This window comes from Agromyces hippuratus (assembly GCF_013410355.1).
Lineage (GTDB): Bacteria > Actinomycetota > Actinomycetes > Actinomycetales > Microbacteriaceae > Agromyces > Agromyces hippuratus.
Map to the genome: position 1 here is coordinate 958,234 of NZ_JACCFI010000001.1, position 26,010 is coordinate 984,243.

Annotated in this window: 25 protein-coding genes and 4 tRNA genes; 9 read left to right on the plus strand and 20 right to left on the minus strand. The window is 69.0% G+C overall.

Annotation, left to right across the window (positions count from 1 at the left end; translation table 11 throughout):
- Positions 1-204 precede the first annotated feature (204 nt).
- Positions 205-1,641 carry a replication-associated recombination protein A gene (locus BJY17_RS04630; RefSeq protein ID WP_179550326.1) on the minus strand — a complete coding sequence of 479 codons (1,437 nt, stop codon included), beginning with the start codon at positions 1,639-1,641 and terminating at the stop codon, positions 205-207.
- Positions 1,642-1,816: 175 nt separating this feature from the next.
- Here BJY17_RS04630 and BJY17_RS04635 point away from each other — a divergent pair, with 175 nt between their 5' ends.
- The 3 genes from BJY17_RS04635 to BJY17_RS04645 all read left to right on the plus strand — a co-directional run bounded on the left by BJY17_RS04635 (position 1,817) and on the right by BJY17_RS04645 (position 4,626).
- The gene (locus BJY17_RS04635) at positions 1,817-2,593 is read left to right on the plus strand and encodes a peptidylprolyl isomerase (protein ID WP_322789746.1); all 777 of its coding nucleotides are present in this window, start codon (positions 1,817-1,819) and stop codon (positions 2,591-2,593) included.
- An 88-nt stretch (positions 2,594-2,681) separates the two neighbouring features.
- Positions 2,682-3,914, plus strand: coding sequence for a DUF349 domain-containing protein (locus tag BJY17_RS04640; protein ID WP_179550328.1), 1,233 nt, complete (start codon positions 2,682-2,684; stop codon positions 3,912-3,914).
- 112 nt (positions 3,915-4,026) lie between these two features.
- Complete coding sequence (locus tag BJY17_RS04645; RefSeq protein ID WP_179550329.1) at positions 4,027-4,626, plus strand: hypothetical protein; 600 nt, start codon at positions 4,027-4,029, stop codon at positions 4,624-4,626.
- Here the strand turns inward: BJY17_RS04645 and BJY17_RS04650 are convergent.
- The 12 genes from BJY17_RS04650 to pdxS all read right to left on the minus strand — a co-directional run bounded on the left by BJY17_RS04650 (position 4,605) and on the right by pdxS (position 16,291).
- Complete coding sequence (locus tag BJY17_RS04650; RefSeq protein ID WP_179550330.1) at positions 4,605-6,857, minus strand: RelA/SpoT family protein; 2,253 nt, start codon at positions 6,855-6,857, stop codon at positions 4,605-4,607. The two genes, BJY17_RS04645 and BJY17_RS04650, sit on opposite strands and share 22 nt — an antisense overlap.
- A 75-nt stretch (positions 6,858-6,932) precedes the next feature.
- Positions 6,933-7,952: a protein translocase subunit SecF gene (secF, locus tag BJY17_RS04655; RefSeq protein WP_179550331.1), complete on the minus strand. Its 1,020-nt coding sequence runs from the start codon at positions 7,950-7,952 to the stop codon at positions 6,933-6,935.
- Entirely contained in the window at positions 7,952-9,694 is a 1,743-nt protein-coding gene (gene secD / locus BJY17_RS04660) for a protein translocase subunit SecD (protein WP_322789747.1), read from the minus strand. Before secD ends, secF begins: the two co-directional genes overlap by 1 nt.
- Positions 9,695-9,757: 63 nt before the next feature.
- Positions 9,758-10,156 (minus strand): preprotein translocase subunit YajC, encoded by a 399-nt coding sequence (gene yajC / locus BJY17_RS04665; RefSeq protein WP_179550332.1) that lies wholly within the window; start codon positions 10,154-10,156, stop codon positions 9,758-9,760.
- A 71-nt stretch (positions 10,157-10,227) separates the two neighbouring features.
- Positions 10,228-11,268, minus strand: a complete 1,041-nt coding sequence (gene ruvB / locus BJY17_RS04670; protein ID WP_179550333.1) for a Holliday junction branch migration DNA helicase RuvB — start codon at positions 11,266-11,268, stop codon at positions 10,228-10,230.
- Positions 11,265-11,885: a Holliday junction branch migration protein RuvA gene (ruvA, locus tag BJY17_RS04675; protein ID WP_179550334.1), complete on the minus strand. Its 621-nt coding sequence runs from the start codon at positions 11,883-11,885 to the stop codon at positions 11,265-11,267. Before ruvA ends, ruvB begins: the two co-directional genes overlap by 4 nt.
- A complete protein-coding gene (gene ruvC, locus BJY17_RS04680; RefSeq protein WP_179550335.1) occupies positions 11,882-12,490 on the minus strand; it encodes a crossover junction endodeoxyribonuclease RuvC in 609 nt (202 codons plus the stop codon). Before ruvC ends, ruvA begins: the two co-directional genes overlap by 4 nt.
- 9 nt (positions 12,491-12,499) lie before the next feature.
- Positions 12,500-13,258, minus strand: coding sequence for a YebC/PmpR family DNA-binding transcriptional regulator (locus BJY17_RS04685; protein ID WP_179550336.1), 759 nt, complete (start codon positions 13,256-13,258; stop codon positions 12,500-12,502).
- A gap of 60 nt (positions 13,259-13,318) precedes the next feature.
- On the minus strand, positions 13,319-14,050 hold the full coding sequence (locus BJY17_RS04690; protein WP_179550337.1) for a hemerythrin domain-containing protein: 732 nt from the start codon (positions 14,048-14,050) through the stop codon (positions 13,319-13,321).
- A gap of 108 nt (positions 14,051-14,158) precedes the next feature.
- On the minus strand, positions 14,159-14,689 hold the full coding sequence (locus BJY17_RS04695; protein ID WP_179550338.1) for a DUF1697 domain-containing protein: 531 nt from the start codon (positions 14,687-14,689) through the stop codon (positions 14,159-14,161).
- Positions 14,690-14,750: 61 nt separating this feature from the next.
- Positions 14,751-15,404, minus strand: coding sequence for a pyridoxal 5'-phosphate synthase glutaminase subunit PdxT (pdxT, locus tag BJY17_RS04700; protein ID WP_322789748.1), 654 nt, complete (start codon positions 15,402-15,404; stop codon positions 14,751-14,753).
- A complete protein-coding gene (pdxS, locus tag BJY17_RS04705; RefSeq protein WP_056009358.1) occupies positions 15,401-16,291 on the minus strand; it encodes a pyridoxal 5'-phosphate synthase lyase subunit PdxS in 891 nt (296 codons plus the stop codon). Before pdxS ends, pdxT begins: the two co-directional genes overlap by 4 nt.
- Positions 16,292-16,442: 151 nt before the next feature.
- Here pdxS and BJY17_RS04710 point away from each other — a divergent pair, with 151 nt between their 5' ends.
- On the plus strand, positions 16,443-17,759 hold the full coding sequence (locus tag BJY17_RS04710; protein WP_179552717.1) for an aminotransferase class I/II-fold pyridoxal phosphate-dependent enzyme: 1,317 nt from the start codon (positions 16,443-16,445) through the stop codon (positions 17,757-17,759).
- A 49-nt stretch (positions 17,760-17,808) separates the two neighbouring features.
- The gene (pdxY, locus tag BJY17_RS04715; protein WP_179550339.1) at positions 17,809-18,660 is read left to right on the plus strand and encodes a pyridoxal kinase PdxY; all 852 of its coding nucleotides are present in this window, start codon (positions 17,809-17,811) and stop codon (positions 18,658-18,660) included.
- 28 nt (positions 18,661-18,688) lie between these two features.
- Here the strand turns inward: pdxY and BJY17_RS04720 are convergent, their stop codons facing one another.
- Both BJY17_RS04720 and thrS read right to left on the minus strand, forming a co-directional pair.
- Entirely contained in the window at positions 18,689-19,258 is a 570-nt protein-coding gene (locus tag BJY17_RS04720; RefSeq protein ID WP_179550340.1) for an HIT family protein, read from the minus strand.
- Positions 19,255-21,153, minus strand: coding sequence for a threonine--tRNA ligase (thrS, locus tag BJY17_RS04725; RefSeq protein ID WP_218890116.1), 1,899 nt, complete (start codon positions 21,151-21,153; stop codon positions 19,255-19,257). Before thrS ends, BJY17_RS04720 begins: the two co-directional genes overlap by 4 nt.
- Before the next feature lie 167 nt (positions 21,154-21,320).
- Between thrS and BJY17_RS04730 the strand changes: the two genes are divergently transcribed.
- Positions 21,321-21,914, plus strand: a complete 594-nt coding sequence (locus BJY17_RS04730) for a hypothetical protein (RefSeq protein ID WP_179550342.1) — start codon at positions 21,321-21,323, stop codon at positions 21,912-21,914.
- A gap of 351 nt (positions 21,915-22,265) precedes the next feature.
- Positions 22,266-22,754: a hypothetical protein gene (locus BJY17_RS04735; RefSeq protein ID WP_179550343.1), complete on the plus strand. Its 489-nt coding sequence runs from the start codon at positions 22,266-22,268 to the stop codon at positions 22,752-22,754.
- A gap of 100 nt (positions 22,755-22,854) precedes the next feature.
- On the opposite strand, the gene BJY17_RS04740 is transcribed toward BJY17_RS04735, so the two are convergent.
- The 3 genes from BJY17_RS04740 to BJY17_RS04750 form a co-directional block, all read right to left on the minus strand.
- Positions 22,855-22,926 (minus strand) — tRNA-Val (locus tag BJY17_RS04740).
- Between the two features lie 25 nt (positions 22,927-22,951).
- Positions 22,952-23,025, minus strand: a tRNA-Cys gene (locus BJY17_RS04745).
- A gap of 57 nt (positions 23,026-23,082) precedes the next feature.
- Positions 23,083-23,154, minus strand: a tRNA-Gly gene (locus BJY17_RS04750).
- 250 nt (positions 23,155-23,404) lie between these two features.
- On the opposite strand from BJY17_RS04750, the gene BJY17_RS04755 reads away from it, so the two are divergent.
- Positions 23,405-23,477, plus strand: a tRNA-Val gene (locus BJY17_RS04755).
- Between the two features lie 148 nt (positions 23,478-23,625).
- The gene (locus tag BJY17_RS04760) at positions 23,626-23,985 is read left to right on the plus strand and encodes a VOC family protein (protein ID WP_179550344.1); all 360 of its coding nucleotides are present in this window, start codon (positions 23,626-23,628) and stop codon (positions 23,983-23,985) included.
- A 39-nt stretch (positions 23,986-24,024) separates the two neighbouring features.
- On the opposite strand, the gene BJY17_RS04765 is transcribed toward BJY17_RS04760, so the two are convergent.
- Both BJY17_RS04765 and BJY17_RS04770 read right to left on the minus strand, forming a co-directional pair.
- Positions 24,025-24,624: a type II toxin-antitoxin system PemK/MazF family toxin gene (locus tag BJY17_RS04765; RefSeq protein WP_179550345.1), complete on the minus strand. Its 600-nt coding sequence runs from the start codon at positions 24,622-24,624 to the stop codon at positions 24,025-24,027.
- Between the two features lie 43 nt (positions 24,625-24,667).
- Positions 24,668-25,930: an ammonium transporter gene (locus tag BJY17_RS04770; protein ID WP_179550346.1), complete on the minus strand. Its 1,263-nt coding sequence runs from the start codon at positions 25,928-25,930 to the stop codon at positions 24,668-24,670.
- Between the last annotated feature and the right edge of the window lie 80 nt (positions 25,931-26,010).

The following is a 26,010-nucleotide window of genomic DNA, read 5'->3' on the forward strand; positions in this document are numbered from 1 at the left end:
TTCGGAAGAATCTCAAGTGAATTCGCGGCGCGTTCGTGCGCCGAAAATCTGTGTCAGAGGGATTCGCCAAGGGTGGATCGGCTACAGATCGCACCCGTTCGCCGGTGACTCTCTCGCAGCCGCGCTCGAGAATCAGGCTTCAGGCCAACGGAAATGATATCACGACCGTGGCGTGCGCCCCACCCGTTGCTCTCGGCCCGGAGTTCAGCGCCCGCCCCGCACGATGCGGCGCAGTTTCGCGAGCCGTGCAGAGACCTCGCGCTCGTTGCCGTGCTCGGTGGGCTCGTAGTACACGGCGCCGCGCAGCGACTCGGGCAGGTACTCCTGCGCGACGACGCCGATCTCGTCGTCGTGCGGGTACTTGTAGCCCTTGCCGTGGCCGAGCCGCTTCGCCCCCGGATAGTGCGCGTCGCGCAGGTGCTTCGGCACCCGGCCGGCCTTGCCGTCGCGCACGTCGGCGATCGCCCGGTCGATGCCCACGTAGGCCGCGTTCGACTTCGGAGCGGTGGCCAGGTGCACGACGGCCTGGGCGAGCGGGATGCGGCCCTCTGGCATGCCGATGAACTGCACGGCGTCGGCAGCGGCGACGGCGACGCCGAGCGCGCTCGGGTCGGCGAGGCCGATGTCTTCGGAGGCGAGCACGATGATGCGGCGCGCGATGAAGCGCGGGTCTTCGCCGGCCTCGATCATGCGCGCGAGATAGTGCAGCGAGGCGTCGACGTCGCTGCCACGCACCGACTTGATGAACGCGCTGATGACGTCGTAGTGCTCGTCGCCGTTGCGGTCGTAGCGCAGCAGCGCGCGGTCGACGGCACGCGCCACGATGTCGGTCGTGATGACGGGCGCAGCGGATGCCGCGGCATCCGTCTCGCCGTCGGCCGACGATTCGTCGTCGCCGGTGGCGTCAGGGGCAGCCTCGTCGTCGTCGTCGCCGTCGCTCGGCTCCGGCGCGGCGGGAGCCGCCTGCGCTGCGGCCACGGCGGCCGCCTCGAGCGCCGTGAGCGCACGTCGCGCATCGCCCGAGGCGAGCCGGATGATGGCGGCCCGCGCCTCGGGGTCGAGCGCCACCCTGCCCGACAGGCCGCGCGGATCGGCGACCGCCCGATCGACCAGCACCCCGAGGTCGTCATCGGTGAGGAGTTCGAGGGTGAGCAGCAGCGAACGAGACAGGAGCGGCGAGATGACCGAGAACGACGGGTTCTCGGTGGTCGCGGCCACGAGGATGACCCAGCCGTTCTCGACGCCCGGAAGCAACGCGTCTTGCTGGGCCTTCGTGAAGCGGTGGATCTCATCGAGGAAGAGCACCGTCGAGAGGCCGTAGAGATCGCGGCTCGCCCGCGCCTCCTCCATCACCTGGCGCACGTCGCGCACTCCGGCCGACACGGCCGAGAGTTCGACGAACTTGCGGCCCGACGAACGGGCGATCGCCTGGGCGAGCGTCGTCTTGCCGGTGCCGGGCGGCCCCCAGAGGATGACGGAGACCGACCCCGACTCCCCCGAACGATCGCCGGCGAGGGCGACGAGCGGCGACCCGGGCGTCAACAGGTGCCGCTGACCGGCCACCTCGTCGAGGCTCGTCGGGCGCATGCGCACCGCGAGCGGGGTCGCGCCGGAACGCAGCCCCGGGCCGGAATCCACCATGCCGTCAAGCGTAGTCGCGGCATCCGACACCGGGGGCCGGGCCCGAATCGACCACGCGACCGACCCGAGTCGCGGCATCCGACGCCGGATCTCGGCCCCTGATCGGTGCGGCGATTGGTCTGGGCACCCCGCCTTGCGTAGAGTCGGCACGCAGGAGTCCCGAGAAGGAGCATGCGTGGCATCGAACGACCGACAGGCGCGTGAAGAACGAGCGCGCCTTCGCACCTACCAGGCACGCCAGGAAGTCCACACCAGGAAGGCACGCCGGCGCACCCGCGACAACGTGATCGCAGTGCTCGCGCTCGTCGTCGTGCTGGCACTCGCGACGGCCGCCCAGCTCTTCTACTTCAGCGGCGGACCCGGCGCCGATCCCGTCGCCACCGCGACGCCCACGCCGACCCCGACTCCCGCCGAAGGCGAGAACCAGGGCGACGTGCCGTCGGCCGACCTCGCCGAGAACCGCACCTGGACCGGCACGCTCACGCTCAACGACATCCCCCTCGGCGTCGAACTCGACGGCGCTGCCGCGCCGCAGGCCGTCTCGAGCGAGATCAGCCTCATCCAGTCGGGCTTCTACACCGGCACGAGCTGCCACCGCCTCACGACCGAGGGCATCTGGGTGCTGCAGTGCGGCGACCCGAGCGGCGACGGCACCGGCGGTCCCGGCTACAGCTACGGCCCCGTCGAGAACGCTCCCGCCGACGGGCTCTACCCGGCCGGCACGATCGCGATGGCACGTGCCGCATCGCAGTACAGCAACGGCAGCCAGTTCTTCATCGTCTACGAGGACACGACGCTTCCCGGCGACACCGGCGGATACACGGTCATCGGCAAGGTGACGAACGGTCTCGAGGAACTCCGCGCCGGCGTGCTCGACGCCGGCACGAGCGACGGCGCCGGCGACGGCGCCCCCGCCGTACCGACCACGATCACGGCGTTCACGATCGAGTGACGGCCCGCGCCGCCCCTCGGCGGTGCAATAGGCTTGATGCCGTCAACGTCGCCTCCGGGCGGCATCCGACATACGACAGGGTGAGGCCGTGACCGATTCAGATCAGCAACCGTGGGGCCGCGTCGACGAGACGGGCACCGTCTTCGTGCGCACGAGCGACGGCGAACGAGCGGTCGGGCAGTACCCCGACGGTTCGGCTGAAGAGGCACTCGCCTACTTCGAGCGCAAGTACGCCGACCTCGCGGGCCAGGTGGGCCTGCTCGAGCAGCGCGTCCGCCGCGGTGCTCCCGCGGCAGATGTCGCGAAGGCCGTCGCCACCCTCCGTTCCTCGGTCTCCACCGCGAACGCCGTCGGCGACCTCGAGTCGCTCGCACAGCGTCTCGAGGCGCTCTCCGGCACCACCAAGGAGCTGACGGAGCAGCAGCAGGCCGAGTCGAAGGCCGCGGTCGCCGAGGCGATCGCCGAGCGCACCGCGATCGTCGAGGCCGCCGAAGCACTCGCGGCCAGCGACCCTGCGAAGACGCAGTGGAAGCAGGCGACCGCCGAACTCGACGAGCTCTTCGCCCGCTGGCAGCTCCACCAGCAAGACGGCCCCCGCCTGCCGAAGAACGAGGCCAATGAGCTGTGGAAGCGCTTCCGCGCCGCTCGCTCGACGATCGAGACGCACCGGAAGGCCTTCTTCGCCGAGCTCGACGCCGCGCACCGCGACGTGCGCACCCGCAAGCAGGCGCTGATCGAGCGTGCCGAGGCACTCGCGCCGCGCGGCGCCGACGCGGTGGGCGACTACCGGCACCTGCTCGACGAGTGGAAGCTCGCCGGCCGTGCGGGCAAGAAGCTCGACGACGCGCTGTGGGCGAAGTTCAAGGCCGCAGGCGACGTGCTCTTCAGCGCCAAGGCCGAGATCGACGCGCAGGAGGACGAGAGCTACCGGGCGAACCTCGACGAGAAGCTCGCGCTCCTCACGGAGGCGGAGCCGCTGCTGACCGCGAAGGACCCCAAGCAGGCCCGCGCCGACCTCAACAAGGTCCAGCGCAAGTGGGACGAGATCGGCAAGGTTCCGCGCGATCAGGTGCGGGTCGTCGAAGACCGGCTCCGCAAGATCGAGAACCACGTGAAGTCGCTCGAGGAGGAGCGCTGGCAGCGCGAGGACCCCGAGAAGAAGGCTCGCTCCGAGGGCATGCTCGGCCAGCTGCATGACGCGATCGACAAGCTCGAAGCCGAGCTCGCCGCCGCTGAGGCGTCCGGCGACGCGAAGGCCGCGGCATCCGCCCGCGAAGCCCTCGACGCACGCCGTGCCTGGCTGAAGGCCGTCGGCGGCTGAGTCCGCCTCGCCTGATCGCGGTCTCTGCCGCGATCGGGCGAATCGGCGGTGCGTTCTCCACAGATGGCCGCCGTCTGCGTCCTGAGGCGCTCGGGTGTCGCAGCATGTCCGTATGGCCAAGCTCCCGACCGTGCTCAGCATCGACGACCTCTCGATCGCCGAGCTCTGCGCTGCGCGCATCGACGGCGAACTCATGATGATCGACGAGGCATGGGCGCCGGTCGACGAACCCGATCTGCCGTCACTGCGCGCAGCGGCCGTCGCGCTGCGCGCCCCTCGCACCCTCGTGATCGAACGGCACTCTGCGGCGTGGGTGCACGGCGCACTCACCGCTCCCCCGACGCTGGCCCGGTTCTGCGTGCCGCGAACCGCCAGAGTGGCCCTGGTCTCAGGCCCGCGACTGGTCGTGCGCGAAGTGGCGATCGAACCCGACGAGATCATCGAGTACCCACGCGCGAGGTGCACCACTCCGGTGCGCACCGGCTTCGACCTGCTTCGCGACCCCGCAGAGCCCGATGGCGAGGTCGAGTCGATCGTCACCGCGCTCTGCGCAGACCACCCGGGGCTCCGCGCCGACCTGCGTCGTCGGCTCGAGGACTCGACACGCATGCCCCATCGCGGGCTCGCCCTCCGACGGTTCGACCGTGTCGAGGCGATGCTCGCGGATGGCCGAGAGCGGCAGGGTCGGCGTCAGCCGTCGCTGACGCGGTAGACGTCGTAGACGGCGTCGATGCGACGCACCGCGTTGAGCACGCGATCGAGGTGCGTCGTGTCACCCATCTCGAACACGAAGCGACTGAGCGCGAGGCGGTCGGTCGAGGTCGAGACATTGGCCGAGAGAATATTGACGTGGTGCTCCGACAGCACGCGCGTGACGTCGGAGAGCAACCCGGCACGGTCGAGCGCCTCGATCTGGATCTGCACGAGGAACACGCTCTTCGAGCTCGGCGCCCACTCCACGTCGATCATGCGCTCGGGCTCCTGCATGAGGCTCTGCACGTTGTGGCAGCTCGCCTGGTGCACCGAGACTCCTGCGCCGCGGGTGACGAATCCGACGATCTCGTCGCCCGGCACTGGGGTGCAGCATCTGGCGAGCTTCACGAGGATGTCGGGAGCACCACGCACGAGCACTCCCGAGTCGGAGTGCCGCGGCAACGGCCGGGAACGCACCGGGATCGGCAGGTCGGGCTCGTCGCCCTCGTCGACGTCGCGTACGAGTGCGACGACCTTCTCGAGCACCGACTGCGTCGACACGTGGCCTTCGCCGACGGCGGCGTACAGCGAGGAGACATCGTCGTATCGCAGTTGCGCTGCGACCTCGGCGAAGGACTCCTGGTTCATGAGCTTCTGCAGCGGCAGGTTCTGCTTGCGCATGGCGCGGGCGATCGCGTCGCGCCCCTGCTCGATCGCCTCGTCGCGCCGCTCCTTGGTGAACCACTGTCGGATCTTGTTGCGGGCGCGAGGGCTCTTGACGAAGCCCAGCCAGTCCTTGCTCGGCCCCGAGTCGGGGTTCTTCGAGGTGAACACCTCGACGACGTCGCCGCTCGACAGCTCGCTCTCGAGCGGAACGAGCCGGCCGTTGACCTTCGCACCCATCGTGCGGTGACCGACCTCGGTGTGCACCGCATAGGCGAAGTCGACGGGGGTCGCACCCGCGGGCAGGCCGATCACCCGACCCTTCGGCGTGAAGACGTAGACCTCTTTGGCGCCGATCTCGAACCGCAGCGAGTCGAGGAACTCCCCGGGATCGGCGGTCTCGGCCTGCCAGTCGGAGATGTGGGCGAGCCACGCCATGTCGGTCTCGTTCTGACCGGACTTGTCGGCGGTGCGGCCGCCCGCCATGCGCTCCTTGTACTTCCAGTGCGCGGCGACGCCGTACTCGGCTCGCTGGTGCATGTCGTGCGTGCGGATCTGGATCTCGACCGCGCGCCCCTTCGGGCCGATGACGGTCGTGTGCAGCGACTGATACAGGTTGAACTTCGGCGTCGCGATGTAGTCCTTGAAGCGGCCGGGCAGCGGGGTCCACCTCGCGTGGATCGCACCGAGCACCGCATAGCAGTCGCGCACCGAGTTCACGAGCACTCGGATGCCGACGAGGTCGTAGATCTCGTCGAAGTCGCGGCCGCGCACGATCATCTTCTGGTAGATCGAGTAGTACTGCTTGGGGCGCCCGACGACCTTGCCGCGGATCTTCGCGGCCTTCAGGTCGTCGGTGATGAGGTCGATGACGTTCTGCACGAACTCTTCGCGCTGCGGGGTGCGCTGCTTGACGAGACTCTCGATCTCGGCATAGAGCTTCGGGTAGAGCACGGCGAACGAGAGGTCTTCGAGCTCCCACTTGATCGTCTGGATGCCGAGGCGGTGCGCGAGCGGCGCATAGATCTCGAGCGTCTCGGTCGCCTTGCGAGCAGCGGATGCCGCGGGCACGAAGCCCCACGTGCGCGCGTTGTGCAGCCGGTCGGCGAGCTTGATGATGAGCACGCGGATGTCCTTCGACATCGCGACGATCATCTTGCGAACGGTCTCCGCCTGCGTGGAGTCCCCGTACTTGACCTTGTCGAGCTTCGTGACGCCGTCGACGAGCATCGCGATCTCGTCGCCGAAGTCGGCGCGCACCTGGTCGAGCGTGTACGCGGTGTCTTCGACGGTGTCGTGCAGCAGCGCCGCCGCGACGGTCTTCGACCCGATGCCCAGGTCGGCGAGGATCTGCGCGACCGCGATCGGGTGCGTGATGTACGGCTCACCGCTCTTGCGCTTCTGCCCCTCGTGGGCGCGCTCGGCGACCGTGTAGGCCCGCTCGATGAGCGAGAGATCCGCCTTCGGGTGGTGCATCCGCACCGTGCGCATGAGCGTGTCGACCGCGCCGGAGGGCTGCGCCTTCGAGAAGATGCGGGGCACCAGACGGCGCAGCGATGCCGTCGAGTTGACTCCCGCTTCCGTCATCGCTCACCTCCGGAACTCAATTATCGCCGCTCCGGAGGCTTCGACGCGCCACACGGCTCACGCCGGCCGCGAACATCATGCGGTGGGCAGCGCCTCGGCTCCCGTCGAAACGGATGCCGCGCGCTCACGCTCCTTCAGGACCTTCTGGTCATGGCGGCTGATCGCCGGCTCCCCCTCGCGCAGCTGCGAGTAGAGCGGAGCCGCGACGAACACCGTCGACCAGGTGCCGACGAGGATGCCGATGAGCAGTGCCAGCGAGATGTCGCGGAGCGTGTCGGCTCCGAGCACACCGGCGCCGATGAAGAGGATCGCCGCGACGGGCAGCGCAGCCACGACGCTCGTGTTGATCGAGCGCACGAGGGTCTGGTTGACCGCGAGGTTCACCGATTCGGCGAAGGTGCGCCGCGACTCCTGACCGTCTTCTGCGGTGTTCTCACGAATCTTGTCGAACACCACGACGGTGTCGTACAGCGAGTAGCTGAGGATCGTGAGGATACCGATGGTCGCCGCCGGGCTGATCTCGAAGCCGACCGCGGCATAGATGCCCACGGTCACGACGAGGTCGCCGATCAGCGCGAGGATCGCCGCGAGCGACATCTTCCAGGTGCGGAAGTACAGCGCCATGATGATGCCCGCGAGCAGGAGGAACGCGACGAGGCCGACAAGGGCCTGCCGAGTGACGTCCGCGCCCCAGCTGGGGCCGATGAACGAGGAGGTGACCTCCGACTCGGGCACGTCGTACGCCTCGGCGAGAGCGCCGGTCACGTCCTCGGAATCTGCTTGCTCGAGCTGGTCGGTCTGCACACGCACGCCGGTTCCACCGATGATCGCGACACGCACCTCGGCGTCGGGAACGACGGAGTGAACCGCCTCGATGGCGGGCTCAGGGGTGGCGTTCTCGACCTGCGCGATCTGGAACTGCGAGCCGCCGCGGAACTCGATGCTGAAGTTGACGCCGGTGAGCAGCGGCACGACGACCGACAGCAGGATCAGGATCCCGGCGATCGTGTACCACTTCTTGCGGCCTCCCACGAAGTTGAAGGAGCGCTTGCCGGTGTAGAGGTCGTTGCCGAAGGTCGTGAGACGGTTCGCCATCAGGACTCCTTCCCTTCGTCGGACGAATCGGAGGCGCCCACTGCAGCAGCGGCCTTCCGTTCGGCGATCGTCTGGCGGCGCTGCGCTTCCTTCGCGCTGGCCGCGGTCTTCTTCGCCGGCTGTCCGACAGGCTTGCGGAACTCGGCACGGCCGCGGTACACGGCTCCGAGCGCGTTCGGGTCGAGACCCGACCAGGGGTTGCCGCTGGAGAAGAAGCGGGTCTGCGCGAGCAGCTGCAGCATCGGGTGCGTGAACAGGATGACCACGACGACGTCGATGATCGTCGTGAGTCCGAGCGTGTACGCGAAGCCCTTGACACTGCCGACGGCGAGCACGAAGAGCACGATGGCTGCGAGCAGGTTGGTGGCCTTCGATGCGAGCACGGTTCGGAATGCGCGCTTCCAACCCGCCTCGACTGCACCGACGAGTGGCCTGCCGTCTCGGAGTTCGTCTCGAACGCGTTCGAAGTAGATGATGAACGAGTCCGCGGTGAAACCGATCGAGACGATGAGGCCCGCGATGCCGGCCAGCGACAGGCGGTACCCCTCGCGCCACGACAGGATCGTGATCATCAGGTAGGTGATGATGCCTACGATCACGAGCGAGGCGATCGTGACCGATGCGAGGGCGCGGTACTGGAAGATCGTGTAGATCACCACGAGGATGAGGCCGATGAGGCCGGCGATCAGGCCCGACTGGAGCTGTGAGGTGCCGAGCGTCGGCGAGATCGTGTCGGACGACTGCACCGTGAAGCTGATCGGCAGTGCGCCGAACTTCAGCTGGTCGGCGAGCGCCTTGGACGAGGCCTGGTCGAAGCTGCCGGTGATCTGCGGCTTGCCGTCGGTGATCGCGCCGTTCATCGACGGCGCGGTGAGCACCTGGCCGTCGAGCACGAACGCGAACTGGTCGCGGGGCGTCTGGCCCTGCAGGCCGAACAGGCGGGTGCTGACCGTGGCGAAGTCTTCGGTGCCCTCTGCGTCGAACACGATGTTGACGGCCCACTGGCCCGTCGATGCACCGGTCTGCGTCTGCACCATGCCGTTGGTGGCGTCGACGATGTTCTCGCCGCTCGCCTCCACCGGGCCGAGCAGGTACTTCGCGGTACGGGTCACGTCGCACGTGACGAGGGGCTCGTCGGCCGGTGCCACGTTCGCGGAGTTCTCGTCGATCTGCGAGCAGTCGAAGTCGTCGAACTCCTGCTGCAGCGCAGGCGTGACCCACGAGGGGTCGCTGCCGTCCGTCGGCTTCGCCGTCGGGGTCGACTCGAGCTCTTCCGCAGGAGCCTCGGCCGGCTCGGGGCTCGCGCTCGGGTCGATCGCCGTGTTGGTCGCCGCGTCGGCGAGCAGCACGGCCCGGAGCTCGAGCTTCGCCGACTGCTGGATGCGCGCCCGAGTCTGGTCGTCGAGTTCGCCCGGGATGCGGACGACGACGTTCTGGCCCTCGGTGTTGATCTCGGCTTCGGAGACGCCCGAGGCGTCGACGCGCTGGCGGATGATCGAGACCGCCTGGTCGAGCTGCTCCTGCGAGACGCTCGCGCCGGTCTCGACCTTGGGCTCGAGGATGATCTGCGTGCCGCCCTCGAGGTCGAGCGCGAGCTTCGGAGTCCACGACCCGCCGCCCCAGATGACGCCGGCGGCATTGATGCCGAACAGCAGCGCGATGATGACACCCAGCCAGGTGAGTGATCTCCATGCCTTGCGCACGGGGGTCGGCCGGGATGACCGCTTCGATGGTGCAGCCACGTGTTCCGCTTTCTCTGCAGAGAGCCCGCGCGTCAGCGCACGGGCCCAGCCTGGGGTTGAGTCTTAGTCGTCCGACTTCTTGGTGTCGGGCTTCTCGTCGGTCGCGTCCGTCGAGGTCGCATCGGTCTCGGCATCGAGACGCTCGCCGAACTCGGGCTCGCCCTCGATCGCTGCGGACTCTTCGACGACGTCGGCCTTCGGCTCGACGACGCGTGCGACCGTCTGGCGGTGCACGGTGAGCACGGTGCCCGGGGAGGTCTCGAGGAGCACCTGGTTCTCGTCTTCATCGATCGAGAGGATGGTGCCGAAGACGCCGAAGTTGGTCATCACCTTCGCGCCAGGCTGCACCTTCGACTGCAGTTCGCGGGCGTCTGCCTGACGCTTGCGCGAGTTGCGGAACATGAAGAAGATGAGCACCGCCAGGACGGCGAGCATGATGATGGTGAACGGATCGAACGTCATGAGAGGAGAAGTACCTTCCGGAGTGCGACGCGCGCACGAAGTCGTCGGTGCTGAGGGGTCAGCTTCAAGGATTATAGGTCATCGATCGGAAGCGCCGCTGCCGCATCGGGCGCATCAGCCGCGAGACCGAAGTGACGCCAGGCCGCAGGAGTGGCGACGCGCCCCCTCGGCGTTCGGGTGATGAGCCCGATGCGCACGAGGAACGGCTCGACGACGGCCTCGATCGTCTCGGCCTCTTCGCCCACCGAGACGGCGAGCGTGTTGAGGCCGACCGGCCCGCCGCCGAAGCGCGTGAGGATCATCTCCATGACGGCGCGGTCGAGGCGATCGAGCCCCAGCGGGTCGACGTCGTAGAGCTCGAGGGCGGCGCGGACGGCGCCGAGGTCGACGCGTTCACCGTGCACGAGCGCGTAGTCGCGCACCCGCCGGAGCAGCCGGTTCGCGATGCGCGGCGTGCCGCGGCAGCGCCCGGCGATCTCGGCGAGTGCCTCCTTGTCGGCATCGAGGCCGAGCATGGTGCCGGCACGCGCGAGGACCTGTTCGAGTTCGGCCTCGTCGTAGAACTCGAGGTGCGCGGTGAAGCCGAACCGGTCGCGCAGCGGGTTCGGCAGCAGCCCGGCGCGCGTGGTCGCCCCGACGAGCGTGAACGGCGACAGGTCGAGCGGCACCGAGGTCGCCCCCGCTCCCTTGCCGACCATGATGTCGATGCGGAAGTCCTCCATGGCGAGGTAGAGCATCTCTTCGGCCGAACGCGCCATGCGGTGGATCTCGTCGATGAAGAGCACCTCGCCGGGCACGAGCGAGCTGAGGATGGCGGCGAGGTCGCCGGCGTGCTGGATGGCCGGACCGCTCGACATGCGCAGCGGGCGCCCGCCCTCGTGGGCGACGATCATCGCGAGGGTCGTCTTGCCGAGACCCGGAGGGCCCGCGAGCAGGATGTGGTCGGGTGTGCGCTGCTGCAGCGTCGCCGCGGTGAGCAGCAGTTGCAGCTGCCCGCGCACGCGGGTCTGGCCGACGAACTCGCCGAGGCTCTTGGGCCGGAGCGCGCCCTCGAACGCGAGCTCGGCCTCTGAGGCGAGCACCGGGTCGGTCAGGTCGAGATCGTCGCTCATCGTGCCCGCCCGGTCTGCTGCGCGGGGCCGAGCCGTGCGAGCGTGAGCCGCAACAGCGTCGGCACCGACGCGGCCTCGATGTCGGATGCCGCGGCGATCGTCTCGTCGACGGCCTCTGCCGCGACCCGCTCCGACCAGCCGAGGCCGGTGAGCGCCGCGAGCACGCTGTCTGCGGCGCCGCCGGCGACGACCGGTGCGTGCGGCGTCGACACGGCCGGCGCGACGAGCTTGCCTGCGAGCGAGACGGTGATGAGCTTCGCGGTCTTCGGGCCGATGCCGCTCACCTTGCGGAAGACGGCGTCGTCGTCGCGCTGCACGGCCTCGGCGATCTGGCCGGGCGAGAGCACCGAGAGCACGCCCAGCGCCGATTTCGGCCCGACGCCCGTGACGCCGATGAGCAGGTCGAAGACGTCGAGCTCGTCGCGCGTGGCGAAGCCGAAGAGCGTCAGCGAGTCTTCGCGCACCACGAGCGTGGTGTGCACGGATGCCTCGTTGCCCTCGCGCATCGAGAGGGCGAGGGCCGGGGTCGTATTCACGTGGAACCCCACCCCGCCGACCTCGATCACGACCGAACCACCGGCAGCTGCGAGCACACGGCCACGAAGAGAGGAGATCACCGCTTCAGCCTACGGGCCGCCCCCGACACCGAGGCGGAGCGCTCCGCGGCGAGCCACGCCCGCTGGGCCGGCGTGAGGGCGGAGTCGTCGGCCGAGCCGTCGGCTCCGTCGCGCACGGCGGCGCCTGCGACGCCCCCGGTGCGCCAGGCGTGGCAGATCGCCAGGGCGAGGGCGTCGGCGGCATCCGCTGGTTTCGGCACCTCGTCGAGTCCGAGGATGCGCGCAACCATGGCGCCGACCTGCTTCTTGTCTGCACGCCCGTAGCCGGTGATCGCAGCCTTCACCTCGCTCGGCGTGTGCAGCGCGACCGGAAGTGCGCGGCGGGCGGCGATCAGCATGGCGACGCCCGAGATCTGGGCGGTGCCCATGATCGTCGAGACGTCGCTTCGTGCGAAGACGCGCTCGAGCGCGACGGCCTGGGGCCGGTGCTCCTCGATGATCGCCTCGAGCCCCTCGGCGATGCGCACGAGTCGGCGCGGCGTGTCGAGCTCGGCGGGCGAGCGCAGCACCACGACGTCGACGAGTCGCGCCGTGCGGTTCGGCTCGACATCGACGACGCCCACGCCGCATCGCGTGAGGCCGGGGTCGATGCCGAGCACTCGCACGGCGATCGGCTAGTCCGCTTCGAGCTCGGCCTGCACCTCGGGGGTGAGGTCGAAGTTGCTGTAGATGTTCTGCACGTCGTCGCTGTCTTCGAGCGCGTCGATGAGACGGAACACCTTGCGGGCGGTCTCGGCGTCGATCTCGACCTTGAGCGACGGCACGAACGCGGCATCCGCCGAGTCGTAGTCGATGCCGGCCTCCTGCAGCGCGGTGCGCGCGGCGACCATGTCGGATGCCTCGGTGATGACCTCGAAGGTCTCGCCCTCGTCGGTGACCTCTTCAGCACCGGCGTCGAGCACCGCGCCGAGCACGTCGTCTTCGCTGAGACCCTCGGTCTTCGCGACGACGATGACGCCCTTGCGTGCGAAGTTGTACGCGACGGAACCCGGGTCGGCCATGGTGCCGCCGTTGCGGGTCATGAGCGTGCGCACCTCGGCGGCCGCGCGGTTCTTGTTGTCGGTGAGGCACTCGATGAGGAGCGCGACGCCGTTGGGGCCGTAGCCCTCGTACATGATCGTCGTGTAGTCGATCGACTCACCGGTCAGGCCGGCGCCGCGCTTGATGGCGCGGTCGATGTTGTCGTTCGGGACGGAGGTCTTCTTCGCCTTCTGCACGGCGTCGACCAGGGTCGGGTTGCCGGAGAGATCGGCGCCGCCCATCTTCGCGGCGACCTCGATGTTCTTGATGAGCTTCGCGAACGACTTCGCACGGCGCGAATCGATGATCGCCTTCTTGTGCTTGGTCGTCGCCCACTTGGAATGCCCGGACATGCGTCTCCTGAATCGAATCCTCGCGCGGCCGGGCCACGGCTCGCGCGCCACCATTCTAAGTCAGCGACGCGCACCCGCCACGCGCTCCTTCGGTGCGGGATGCAGACGGCGGAGCGCTCGCTCGTAGCCGCGGCGACCGAACAGGCGGTAGGCGAGCCGCATCGGCGCGGGCAGTTCGCGCTCCATCCATGCGGCGCGGTCGGCCTCGGGCACCGCCTCCATCATGAGCCCCAGCAGCAGGAAGAGGGGCAGCGGCGGCTTCTCGTGCTGGGCGTGCGCCTCGATCTCGTCCCACTCGGCGGTGGAGAGCACCGCGTCGAGCACGGGGAACGCCTCGCGCTCCTCGTCGGCGAGGTGTTCGGCGAGGCTCCGGTCGACCTCGTCGAGCGCCGCCGCCAGGCGCTCGGCCGACGCGGCATCCGCGCCGCTCGCCGTCCAGGCGTCGATGCGGGCGTCGACCTCGTCGAGCTGGTCGGAGACGGTCTGGTGCTGCTTCCGCATCAGGGCGACATGGAGGCCGCAGGCGGGCGCGCGCTCGGTCATCCGGTCCCAGAAGAAGTCGTCTTCGGCATGGTGGTGCACGTGCAGCAGCTTCGTGAGGCCGTGCAGGTGCTTCGAGAGGAAGGCGGCCCGATGCACATCGCCGGGCACGACGTCGCGCACGAGCGCGGGCGCCTCGCCGAAGAGCCGGCGGAACATCCGGTGGATGAGCACGATCTCGTCGCTGCGGCAGGACGTCTCGGGCGCGCCGGTGACGGCCGGCGCGCCGGAACTGGGGAGTCGAGTGGTCATGGGAAGTCAGCGAAGCGGATGCCACGGCATCCCGCCCCCGTGACGACCCGCCCTTCGGCTCGGTGCCTCCCCTGAACTCCGGTGCTCGCAGGGAGCCGGGATTCGGGCTCAGCCGAGCATCTTGCGGAGGGTTCGCAGGTTGCGGTTCGTCGTCGACGGCTTGAACCGTGCCTTGGCGAGCAACTTCGCGAACGGCGTGTCGACGGTGGTGCCCTTCACGGGGTTCCAGTAGACGACGCCGTCGCCTCGTGCGATCGGGTCGACCTCGGCGTCGGCGTCGGCGGCGAACCCCGCGAGTTCGTCGATGACCGCGGATTCGGACGCGAAGATCACCCACGGCTGCCGACGCTCATCGTCGGCGTCGAACGGGAACCCGTCGACCGCGCGCTGCAGTTCGGCGCGGGTGACGAGCACGATCCACGCGTCGTAGTCGAAGCGCTCGCGGAGCGCCTGCTCGATGCGCGCCTTCAGCGCCTCGCGGGTCTCCTTCGTCTCGCTCTCGAACACGACGTTGCCGCTCGCGAGCACCGTGCGGACTCCCCCGAAGCCGAGGCGCAGGAACAGTTCGCGCAGGTCTGCTGATCTCACGGTGATGCCCCCGACGTTGACACCGCGGAGCAGTGCGATGAAGTCGGCCATGCTGCGACCTTAGCGAGCGCCGCCGACCTCCCGCATCGCCCGGTCTGCAGCGCGCCGTGCGTCAGCTGGAGATCGGGACGCGGGCGCGCACCTTCGCGAGGAAGTATTCGTGGAATCGGTGCTCCCCCGTGATCTCGGGGTGGAAGCTCGTGCCGAGGAGGTTGCCCTGTTCGACGGCGACGACGCGCCCGTCGGCGAGCGTTGCGAGCGGCGTCGCGGCGGCGCCGACCGACTCGACGACCGGCCCGCGGATGAACACCGCGTGCACCGGCACCTCGCCGAGCGCCGGGATGTCGAGGTCGGTCTCGAACGACTGGTTCTGCGAGCCGAAGGCGTTGCGGCGCACGACGACGTCGAGGCCGCCGAGCGACTCCTGGCCGGCGATCGCGTCGAGCACCGTGTCGGCGAGCATGATGAGTCCGGCGCAGGTGCCGTAGACCGGGAGCCCGCCGGCGATCGCGGCCTTCAGCGGCGCCTGCAGCCCGAAGGTGCGCGCGAGCTTGTCCATGACGCTCGACTCGCCGCCCGGGATCACGAGACCGTCGACCGCGTCGAGCTCCTCGGGGCGACGCACGAGCGAGACGTCGGCGCCGAGCGTCGCGAGCACGTGCGCGTGCTCGCGGAAGTCCCCCTGGAGGGCGAGCACCCCGACGCGGGGGCCGGCCGAAGCCGACGCCCCCGCATCGAGGGAACCGCTCCTGAGGCTCGTGGTCACCAGCCGCGCTCGGCGAGGCGGTGCGGTGCGGCGAGGTCGGCGACGTTGATGCCGACCATGGCCTCGCCGAGGCCGCGCGAGACGGCGGCGACGACCGAGGGGTCGTCGTAGAACGTGGTCGCCTTGACGACGGCCGCTGCGCGCGCCTCGGGGTTGCCCGACTTGAAGATGCCCGAGCCGACGAACACGCCGTCGGCGCCGAGCTGCATCATCATCGCGGCATCCGCCGGGGTGGCCACGCCGCCGGCGACGAAGAGCACGACCGGGAGCTTGCCGGTCTCGGCGACCTCGAGCACGAGCTCGTACGGCGCCTGCAGCTCCTTCGCCGCGACGTAGAGCTCGTCCTTCGTCATCGAGCGCAGCACGTTGATCTCGGAGGAGATCTTGCGGATGTGCTTGGTCGCCTCGGAGACGTCGCCGGTGCCGGCCTCGCCCTTCGAGCGGATCATCGCGGCACCCTCGTTGATGCGGCGGAGCGCCTCACCGAGGTTCGTGGCACCGCAGACGAAGGGGGTGTTGAACGCCCACTTGTCGATGTGGTTCACGTAGTCGGCGGGCGAGAGCACCTCGGACTCGTCGATGTAGTCGACGTCGAGGGCCTGCAGCACCTGCGCCTCGACGAAGTGACCGATGCGGGCCTTCGCCATGACGGGGATCGACACCTCGGCGATGATCGCGTCGATGAGGTCGGGGTCGCTCATGCGGGCGACGCCGCCCTGCGAGCGGATGTCGGCGGGCACGCGCTCGAGGGCCATGACGGCGACGGCGCCGGCGTCCTCGGCGATGCGCGCCTGCTCGGGGGTGACGACGTCCATGATGACGCCGCCCTTCAGCATCTCGGCGAGGCCGCGCTTCACGCGGCTCGAACCCGTTTCGGATACGGTCACAGGGGGATCCTCTCGGACGTGCGCGACACTCTGTCGCGCATCAGGACTCGGACGTGCGCGGCACCTTGTCGCGCATCAGAACAGACCAACAGAAGTATTGTCCTAGGCCAAAAGATAGCATGGTCGCAGAGACGAGGAAGGGCGGTTCGACATCATCGACATCGAAGGTCGCTCAGCGGCGGAGATCGCCGACAGCCTGCGCACGCTGATCGAACGCGGCACGCTGCGCCCCGGCGATGCACTCCCGCCGGTCCGCACGCTGGCGGAGCACCTCGGCGTCAATCGCAACACCGCCGTCTCGGCCTACCGGCAGCTCATGAACGCCGGCATCGTGATCACCCTCGGTCGCGGCGGCACCCGCGTGGCCGGCGCTTCCACCGTCGCCCAAGAGGGCTTCGCCGCCGACACGGCGCTCCGCGACATCGGCACCGGCAACCCAGATCCGTCGCGCATTCCCGACCCCTCCCACGCGCTGGCGAGCATCGCCCGGCGCCCCGTGCTCTACGGCGAACCCGTCATCGATCCCGACCTGGCCCGCTGGGCGCAGGAGTGGATGAGCGCTGACCTGCCTCCCGCGATCCCGATGCGCATCACCGTGACGAGCGGCGCCGGCGACGCCGTCGAGCGGCTGCTCGCCCAGGCGCTCACCCGCGATGACGCCGTCGCGCTCGAGGACCCGTGCTTCCTCACGAGCATCCACACCGTGCGCGTCGCCGGCTACCGCGCGGTGCCCGTGCCGATCGACGACGAGGGCATGACCGTCGACGGCCTCAGGGCGGCGCTCGAACAGGGTGTGCGAGCCGTCATCTGCACGCCGCGCGCGCAGAACCCCACGGGGGCGAGCCTCTCCGAAGGGCGTGCCGCCGAGCTGCGCGCCGTGCTCCGCGACCACCCCTACGTGCTCGTCATCGAAGACGACCACTACTCGCTGCTCTCGCAGTTGCCGTACCACTCCCTCATCGGCACCGAGCATCGCCGGTGGGCGCTCGTGCGCTCGGTCTCGAAGTTCCTCGGTCCCGACATGTGCCTCGCCGTCACGGCCTCCGACCCCGAGACCGCCGACCGGCTCGCGATGCGGTTGACCCCGGGCACCACGTGGGTGAGCCACCTGCTGCAGCGGCTCGTGCGCGCCCTCGCGACCGACCCCGAGGTCGCGGCCGGCATCCGCGCGGCGGGCGAGCACTACGCCGCCCGCAACGCCGCCTTCGCCGAGCTGCTCACCGCCGAGGGCCTCCCGACGAAGGCGGGCGACGGACTGAACGTCTGGGTCCCGCTCGGTGCGCCCGCCCGCGCCGTCTCCGAGCAGCTCATGCGCCGCGGGTGGCTCGCCAGGCCCGGTGACGAATTCGCACTCGGCGGCGGCGAGGCATCCGATCACCTCCGCCTCACCGTGCACGACCTCGACGACGCCGACCTGCGGAAGCTGGCCGCCGATCTCGGCGCCTCCGTTCGCGCGGTTCGCCGGTAGCGGCGGCGCCGCGACCGGGCATCGGCGGCGGAGGTGCGATGATCGAGCGGTGAAGATTCTCTCGATCCAGTCCGCGGTCGCCTACGGTCATGTCGGCAACTCGGCCGCCGTCTTCCCTTTGCAGCGCATCGGCGTCGAGGTGTTGCCGGTCTACACCGTCAACTTCTCGAACCACACCGGCTACGGCGCCTGGCGCGGACCGATGATCAGCCCCGACGACGTGCGCGATGTCATCACGGGCATCGAGGAGCGCGGCGTGTTCCCGCAGATCGACGTCGTGCTCTCGGGCTACCAGGGCGGCGAGGGCATCGCCGACGTCATCCTCGATGCGGTCTCGCGGGTCAAGGCCGCGAACCCCGACGCCGTGTACGCCTGCGACCCGGTCATGGGCAACGCGAAGTCCGGATGCTTCGTGGCCCCTGCCATCCCGATCCTGCTGCGCGACCGCGTGGTGCCCGCGGCCGACATCATCACGCCCAACCAATTCGAGCTGGGCTTCCTCACCGAGACCGAGCCCGACACGCTCGAGTCGACGCTGGCGTCGGTCGACCTGGTGCGCGCCACCGGCCCGCGCACCGTGCTCGTGACGAGCGTGGAGCGACCCGACCGCGAGGAGGGCACGATCGAGATGCTCGCCGTCGACGACTCGGGGGCCTGGATCGTGCAGACCCCGCTGCTGCCGATGAAGGCGAACGGCTCGGGCGACGTCACCGCGGCGCTCTTCACGGCGCACTACCGTCGCACGGGCGACGCGGCCGAAGCGCTCGCTCGCGCCACCTCGAGCGTCTTCGACCTGCTCTCGCTCACGCACACCTCGGGCGAACGCGAGCTGCAGCTCGTCGAGGCGCAGGAGTTCTACGCGAACCCGGGCCTGCAGTTCACCGTGCGCCAGGTGCGCTGACGGCCCCGGCCCGGCCCGCGTCAGCGAATCACGCTGATGCGGGCCACGCCTCGGCGATCTCCTGACGCACCTCGCCGAGCAGGCGCGGCAGCGCCTTCGTGCCGGCGATGATCGGGAAGAAGTTCGAGTCGAGCGCCCAGCGCGGCACGATGTGCTGGTGCAGGTGCTCGGCGATGCCAGCCCCCGCGATGCGCCCCTGGTTCATGCCGATGTTGAACCCGTCGCACTTCGAGACCTGCTTCACGACCCGCATCGCGATCTGCGTGAGCTCGCCGATCTCGGCGATCTCTTCGGGCGTCGCCTCGTCGTAGGTCGCGACATGGCGGTACGGGCAGACGAGCAGGTGCCCGCTGTTGTACGGGTAGAGGTTCAGCAGCACGAAGGCGTGCTCGCCGCGCGCGACGATGAGCGACTGCTCGTCGCTCATCTCGGGGGCGCGGCAGAACGGGCACGTGTGCTCGTCGGGCTGCTGGCCGTGCTGGATGTACACCAGCCGATGCGGCGTCCAGAGTCGCTGGAAGGCGTCGGGCACGCCGGCGAGGTCGGCCGCGGCATCCGTCGGCACGCCCTCGAACTCGTCCGGCTGGTAGGCGCTCATGCGAACAGGTCGTCGCGAGTGACGACCTGGCGACGCTCCTCGATGACCTGCTTGATGCGCTCGACCGCCTCGGCGATCGCAACGCCGTTCTCTTGAGTGCCGTCGCGGAAGCGGAAGCTCACCGTCTCACCCGAGCGATCGTTGTCGCCGGCGATGAGCTGAATCGGCACCTTCTGGGTGGTGTGCGTGCGGATCTTCTTCTGCATGCGGTCGTCGCTGACGTCGAGCTCGGCGCGCACGCCGGCGCCCTTCAGCTGCTCGATGATCGCGCCGAGATAGGGCGCGAAGTCCTCAGCCACGGGGATACCCACGACCTGCACGGGGGCGAGCCACACCGGGAATGCGCCCGCGTAGTGCTCGATCAGCACGCCGAAGAACCGCTCGATCGAGCCGAACTTCGCGGAGTGGATCATCACGGGCTGCTGGTGCGTGCCGTCGGCCGCGGTGTACTCGAGGCCGAAGCCCTCTGGCTGGTTGAAGTCGTACTGGATCGTCGACATCTGCCAGGTGCGGCCGATCGCGTCACGCGCCTGCACGGAGATCTTCGGGCCGTAGAACGCGGCGCCGCCCGGGTCGGGCACGAGCTGCAGACCGGATCGTTCGGCCACGTCGCGCAGCACGTTGGTGGCGACCTCCCACTGCTCGTCGCTGCCCTTGAACTTGTCGGAGTTCGCGTCGCGAGTCGACAGCTCGAGGTAGAAGTCGTCGAGGCCGAAGTCGCGGAGGAGGCCCAGCACGAAGTCGAGCAGGTGCTGGATCTCGCCCGGCGCCTGCTCGGGGGTCACGTAGCTGTGCGAGTCGTCTTGGGTGAGGCCGCGCACGCGGGTGAGCCCGTGCACGACGCCCGACTTCTCGTAGCGGTACACGGTGCCGAACTCGAAGAACCGCAGCGGCAGCTCGCGGTACGACCGCCCGCGCGAGCGGTAGATGAGGTTCTGCATCGGGCAGTTCATCGCCTTGAGGTAGTACTCGGAGTTCTCGAGCTCCATCGGCGGGAACATCGTGTCCTTGTAGTACGGCAGGTGCCCGCTCAACTCGAAGACGTGACCCTTCGTGATGTGCGGGGTCGAGACGTACTGGAAACCCTCTTCGATGTGACGACGGCGGACGTAGTCCTCCATCTCGCGCTTGACGACACCGCCCTTGGGGTGGAAGACCGGCAGGCCCGATCCGATCTCCTCAGGGAACGAGAACAGGTCGAGCTCGGTGCCGAGCTTGCGGTGGTCGCGGCGAGCGGCCTCCTCGAGGCGGTGCTGGTACGCGCGCAGCTCGTCTTTCGTCGGCCACGCGGTGCCGTAGATGCGCTGGAGCTGGGGGTTCTTCTCGGAGCCGCGCCAGTAGGCGGCGGCGACGCGCATGAGCGACCAGCCGTTGCCGATCATGCGGGTGCTCGGCACGTGCGGGCCGCGGCAGAGGTCTTTCCAGACGGTCTCGCCGGTCTTCGGGTCGACGTTGTCGTAGATCGTGAGCTCTCCGGCTCCGACCTCGACGCTCTCGTTGTCGCCGCCGGTCGACGCAGAGCCCTTGAGACCGATCAGTTCGAGCTTGTACGGCTCGTTCGCGAGCTCGGCGCGCGCCTCGTCGTCGGTGACGACCCGGCGCATGAAGCGCTGGCCGGCACGGATGATGCGCGACATCTCTTTGTCGAGCGCCTTGAGGTCTTCGGGCGTGAACGGCTCGGCGACGTCGAAGTCGTAGTAGAAGCCGTCGGTGACGGGCGGGCCGATGCCGAGCTTGGCCTCGGGGTTGACCGTCTGCACGGCCTGCGCGAGCACGTGCGCGGCCGAGTGGCGCAGGATGTTCAGGCCGTCGGGCGAGTCGATCGTGACGGGTTCGACCACGTCTGCTTCCGTGACCGTCGTGGCGAGGTCCTTGAGCTCGCCGTTGACGCGCATTGCGACAACGGAACGGTCGGTGAAGAGCTCGAAGCCGTCGGCCACCTGAATCCACTCCTTGAATCGGTCTACAGAACCCTTCAACTGTAGTCGCCGCGGGCGCGCCGTTCGGCACTTCGGTGCTGCCCCTGAGACGGTGCGCGCACGACAGTTTTAGAGTTTCCCTCATGTATGAGACATCGAAAGAACTGGGCTCCCGTAGCGAGTTCGATGAGCGTGTCGTCGAATTCGCCGACTTCGAGCCGGACATCCGCCTCGAGGAGTGGGCTGAGAAGTACCGGGTCGGCGAGCTCGTGCTCGGCCCGATCTTCTGGGCCCCGATCGACCACCTCTCCCCCGTGCACACCGTCGGCAAGGGACGCACCAACCTCACGCTCATCCGCCCGACGATCATGCAGACCGACGCCGTGACGCCCTATGCCGGCTTCGATCGCCGCGAATCGCCGACCCGCAACCCCGCGGTCTCCATCCACTTCGAACCGGCCGCCTACGGCATCACCGGGGTCGGCACCTACGTCTGTACCTTCTCGGTGGAGTCCGGGGCCCCGGTGACACTGAACGGGAGCGGCTATGCGGCATCCGGCACGGTCGTCGGTGCAGGGCCCAGGAGCGTGAACGGCAAGCAGACCGTGAGCCTCACCTTGAAGAACCTGCCCGCATACGGAGGCTGGGCGGCCATCGAGCAGACCGCAGGCGACTCGTGGGCCTGGTACACGACTCGCATCACCTATCCCCCGCTCGTGTTCGAGCAGGTCGGGTGATCGCACCCGCCGCCCGTCGGTGGTCGGGCCGGTTCGCGCCGATCCGGATGCCCGACGCGATCGTCGCGTCATGCGCGGAGGCCCGTTCTCGTGGCCGGACAGCCTGCACGACGACGAGCCAGTGACCCCGACCTTTCGCGGGCTGCGCGGCTGGCGCTATGAGCGGTCGCACCGAGCCGAACCGTGAGCCATGAGCGCAGGTGGATCTCGACGCGCTCCGGACGACGCTCGAACGTCACGACTGGTAGCCCGGCCACGGCGCTCGACCGCGCCCGAACACCGGCGCGAAACGATACCGAGATGTGACGGCAGCGTGACCGGGTCGATGATCCCAACCCGTACCGTCGTCGCATGACGTCATCGGCGACCACGGTACTCACTGCGAGCGTGGCAGCGCTGGCCGCGATATCCCTCTCGGGATGCGGCCCGCTCTTCCCGGGATACCGCGAGCCGATGGCCGCACGCCTCAACGGCGACGGGACGATCGCGTTCGCGATCTGCGGCGACCTGCTCGCGACGCAGATCGCGGTGACCTCGGTCCAGGCCGAGGACACGGCCAGTACGCTGTGGCTCGCCTCGGGCACGGCCGACCTGACATCTGGTATGACCGTCACGACGGGTACCGCACCCGGGACGATGACCGAAGTGGTCCCAGTCTTGCCGGGGGAATCTGGACGCAGCGTCTTCGTCGAGATCGAAGGCCTCCACCAGCGGGAGCAGCGGTTGCCGGTCGAGCTCGTCGGGGTCTTCCGATTCGACGACCTCACCGATGACTGGACGTGGTCTCGTGGCACGGGCGGTGCACCGGAGCGATGCCCCATTCATGAAGCAGGCGAGTAGGGACCTCGCCGCACTCGCTGTGGCACATGGATGGCACCTGGCCCCCGACACGACACCCGGAGACGACGAAAGCCCCGGCGATGCCGGGGCTTTCTTGTTGTGGGCGATACTGGGATCGAACCAGTGACCTCTTCCGTGTCAGGGAAGCGCGCTACCGCTGCGCCAATCGCCCAAGTCGAGAATGGAAGTTCTCAGCTTGGAGGTGGATACGGGATTCGAACCCGTGTATACGGCTTTGCAGGCCGCTGCCTCGCCTCTCGGCCAATCCACCGTGTCTGGGTTCACCACCAAAAGAACAGGAATGGGGCTTTCGCCCCATCCTGATCAGAGCGGATGACGAGATTCGAACTCGCGACCCTCACCTTGGCAAGGTGATGCGCTACCACTGCGCCACATCCGCGTTGCTCGCATTTCTGCGTGCATGAAGACTCTAACTGATTCCCTGAACGATTCACAAACTGACGGGGTCGAGCAGCGGATTCGCGCTGATCACGGGCCGAATCCACCCCCGCATCCCGGGCGTGTCGATGGGGTTCGAGGCCTCCTCGAACCGTCTCGCGCGGCATGCCCATCCCTCGATGTGCATTCACCCTCCTCGGTCGGCTAGTATCGAGTCCGCGGTCACCTCGTGTGGCTCGCAAATCCCACATGGGCGATTGGCGCAGCTGGTAGCGCGCTTCCTTCACACGGAAGAGGTCGTCGGTTCGAGCCCGGCATCGCCCACGAAAGCCCCCTCTCCACAGGGGGCTTTCTTCGTTTCCGGGCACCTGAGCCCCGGAGATGCGTCGCCCCGGCCGTCTCGTTCCCCGTTGTGGCCCGCATGGCCTCCGACTACCGTGTGCCCTGAGCACGCGCGAAGCGAGGGGGAACCATGTCGGGCGAGGTCTCATTCATCGAATTCGGCGCAGCGGATGCCATGACGGCACGCAGCTTCTACGGCAAGCTCTTCGGCTGGACGTTCGAGTCGGGGCCGGGCGGCGACGGCTACTCGGTCACCGGCGCCGGCGTGCCGGCCGGCGTGCACGGCGGCGATCCCGGCGCAGCCCCGTATGTCTTCTTCCGGGTCGAAGACCTGGATGCTGCGGTCGCTGCCGTCGAACGGCTCGGTGGCACTGTCGAGTCGCTCCCCGGCAGCGACGACGAGGAGACCATGGCGACCTTCGGCGAGTTCCGCCTGTGCCGCGACGACCAGGGGTCGCCGTTCGGGCTCCACACGCCGCCACGCGCCTGATCCGGGTCGCTCCGAGCGGGCACAGCCCCGCTCAGCGCGTCAGCGCCAGCCGTACCGCGCATCGAGCGCGGCAGCCACCCGGCCGTAGCGCTCGGCATCGAGGGAGGCCGCCTCGCGGCGCATGCCGCCGGCACGCACGCGGAACACCCGATCGATGCGCGCCCAGCTCGGCCGCCCCTCGCCGTCCCAGGCGCCGGTACCGAGCGAGACGAAGTCGCGATCGCCGTCGTGCGCTTTGCTGGTCAGCTGCACCGCCAGGTAGTCGCCTGCGCCGGATGCCGCGACCACGACGACCGGCCGGTCCTTGCCGCGCCCGTCGTTCTCCTCGTAGGGCACCCAGGTCCACACGACCTCGCCCGGATCGGGCTCGCCGTCGCGCGACGGCGCGTAACTCAGCTCAACGTCGCGGAGGCGCCGCGGGTCGACTTCGATCGTGGCCGACTCCCCCGCCTGCCCCGGAGACAGCGTGTCGGTCGCGGTCGACGCCCGCTCAGCGGCATCCGTTGTTCGCGTCGTGCCGCCCGCCTGCGGCCGTGGCTGACCCGATGGCCGGCCGACCGACGCCTTGGACGAGCCCGACCCGAGCAACGACCCGACGACACGGACGAGGGCGGTGAGGAAGCGGCTGGTGTCTGACACACCGGCACACTACCCCACCGCCCTCGCGGTGATTCCGTCAGATTCAGACGGTCTCGAGCTTGTACGCGTCTTCGCCGTGGACCACGGTGTCGACGCCCGCGATCTCGTCTTCGTTGGTCACCCGGAAGCCCATCGTCTTCTGGATGATCGTGCCGATGATGAAGGCGAGCACGAACGAGTAGGCGAGCACCGTGAAGGCGGCGATGGCCTGCACCATCAGCTGGGTCGGGTCGCCGCTGTAGATCAGGCCGGTGTTGTTCGCGAAGAAGCCGAGGTACAGCGTTCCGATGAGGCCGCCGACGAGGTGGATGCCCACGACGTCGAGCGAGTCGTCGAAGCCGAACTTGAACTTCAGGTCGATCGCGAGGGCGCAGACCGCTCCGGCGATGAGGCCGAGCACGATCGCCCAACCGGGCGTCAGCGACGCGCACGCGGGGGTGATGGCCACGAGGCCGGCCACCGCACCGGATGCCGCGCCCACCGACGTGGGCTTGCCGTCCTTGATCTTCTCGACGAGGAGCCAGGCCAGCAGCGCAGCGGCCGGTGCTGCCAGGGTGTTGACCCATGCGAGCGCCGCAGTGCCGTCGGCGGCGAGCTCGGAGCCCGCGTTGAAGCCGAACCAGCCGAACCAGAGGAGGCCTGCGCCGAGCAGTACGAACGGCGGGTTGTGCGGAACGTGGGCGCCCTTCGAGAAGCCGACGCGCTTGCCCAGCACGAGCGCCAGGGCGAGGGCCGCTGCGCCCGCGTTGATGTGCACCGCGGTGCCACCGGCGAAGTCGATGACGCCGACGCCGAAGGCCTCCTGCATGCCGAACGTCGTCCAGCCGCCGTAGGCGAACGAGCCGTCGTCGGCGAGGCCGAAGTTGAACACCCAGCTCGCGACCGGGAAGTAGACGATCGTCGCCCAGATCGCGGCGAAGATCATCCAGGCGCCGAACTTCGCGCGGTCGGCGATGGCGCCGGAGATGAGCGCGACCGTGATGATCGCGAACGTCGCCTGGAAGGCCACGAAGGCGAGCGGCGGGTAGGCGGCGCCCTCGGGCGTCTCGAGCAGGCTCGTCAGGCCGATGGCCGACCAGTCGATGGACCAGGGGGCGACGAGACCCTCAGCACCGGGGAATGCGATGGCGTAGCCGTACAGCACCCAGAGGACGCCGATCAGGCCGATCGCACCGAAGCTCATCATCATCATGCTGATGACGCTCTTCGCCTTGACGAGCCCGCCGTAGAAGAATGCGAGTCCGGGGGTCATGAGCAGCACCAGGGCCGCCATGATCAACAGGAACGCGGTGTTGCCTTGATCCATCTCGAACCTCTCTCAGGAATACAGGCGGGGGAACCTGTGTCGCCAAGTTTCACGAGAGGACGTTTCGAGCGGGACCGTCT

What these genes read in the sequence shown, in the direction of transcription:
- BJY17_RS04630 (WP_179550326.1), bottom strand. Translation starts at nt 1,641, where the DNA reads ATGGTGGATTCCGGCCCGGGGCTGCGTTCCGGCGCGACCCCGCTCGCG.
- BJY17_RS04645 (WP_179550329.1), top strand. Translation starts at nt 4,027, where the DNA reads ATGGCCAAGCTCCCGACCGTGCTCAGCATCGACGACCTCTCGATCGCC.
- BJY17_RS04650 (WP_179550330.1), bottom strand. Translation starts at nt 6,857, where the DNA reads ATGACGGAAGCGGGAGTCAACTCGACGGCATCGCTGCGCCGTCTGGTG.
- secF (WP_179550331.1), bottom strand. Translation starts at nt 7,952, where the DNA reads ATGGCGAACCGTCTCACGACCTTCGGCAACGACCTCTACACCGGCAAG.
- yajC (WP_179550332.1), bottom strand. Translation starts at nt 10,156, where the DNA reads ATGACGTTCGATCCGTTCACCATCATCATGCTCGCCGTCCTGGCGGTG.
- ruvB (WP_179550333.1), bottom strand. Translation starts at nt 11,268, where the DNA reads ATGAGCGACGATCTCGACCTGACCGACCCGGTGCTCGCCTCAGAGGCC.
- BJY17_RS04685 (WP_179550336.1), bottom strand. Translation starts at nt 13,258, where the DNA reads ATGTCCGGGCATTCCAAGTGGGCGACGACCAAGCACAAGAAGGCGATC.
- BJY17_RS04690 (WP_179550337.1), bottom strand. Translation starts at nt 14,050, where the DNA reads ATGACCACTCGACTCCCCAGTTCCGGCGCGCCGGCCGTCACCGGCGCG.
- BJY17_RS04695 (WP_179550338.1), bottom strand. Translation starts at nt 14,689, where the DNA reads ATGGCCGACTTCATCGCACTGCTCCGCGGTGTCAACGTCGGGGGCATC.
- BJY17_RS04720 (WP_179550340.1), bottom strand. Translation starts at nt 19,258, where the DNA reads ATGAGCGCCTACCAGCCGGACGAGTTCGAGGGCGTGCCGACGGATGCC.
- thrS (WP_218890116.1), bottom strand. Translation starts at nt 21,153, where the DNA reads ATGCGCGTCAACGGCGAGCTCAAGGACCTCGCCACGACGGTCACGGAA.
- BJY17_RS04730 (WP_179550342.1), top strand. Translation starts at nt 21,321, where the DNA reads ATGTATGAGACATCGAAAGAACTGGGCTCCCGTAGCGAGTTCGATGAG.
- BJY17_RS04735 (WP_179550343.1), top strand. Translation starts at nt 22,266, where the DNA reads ATGACGTCATCGGCGACCACGGTACTCACTGCGAGCGTGGCAGCGCTG.
- BJY17_RS04760 (WP_179550344.1), top strand. Translation starts at nt 23,626, where the DNA reads ATGTCGGGCGAGGTCTCATTCATCGAATTCGGCGCAGCGGATGCCATG.
- BJY17_RS04770 (WP_179550346.1), bottom strand. Translation starts at nt 25,930, where the DNA reads ATGGATCAAGGCAACACCGCGTTCCTGTTGATCATGGCGGCCCTGGTG.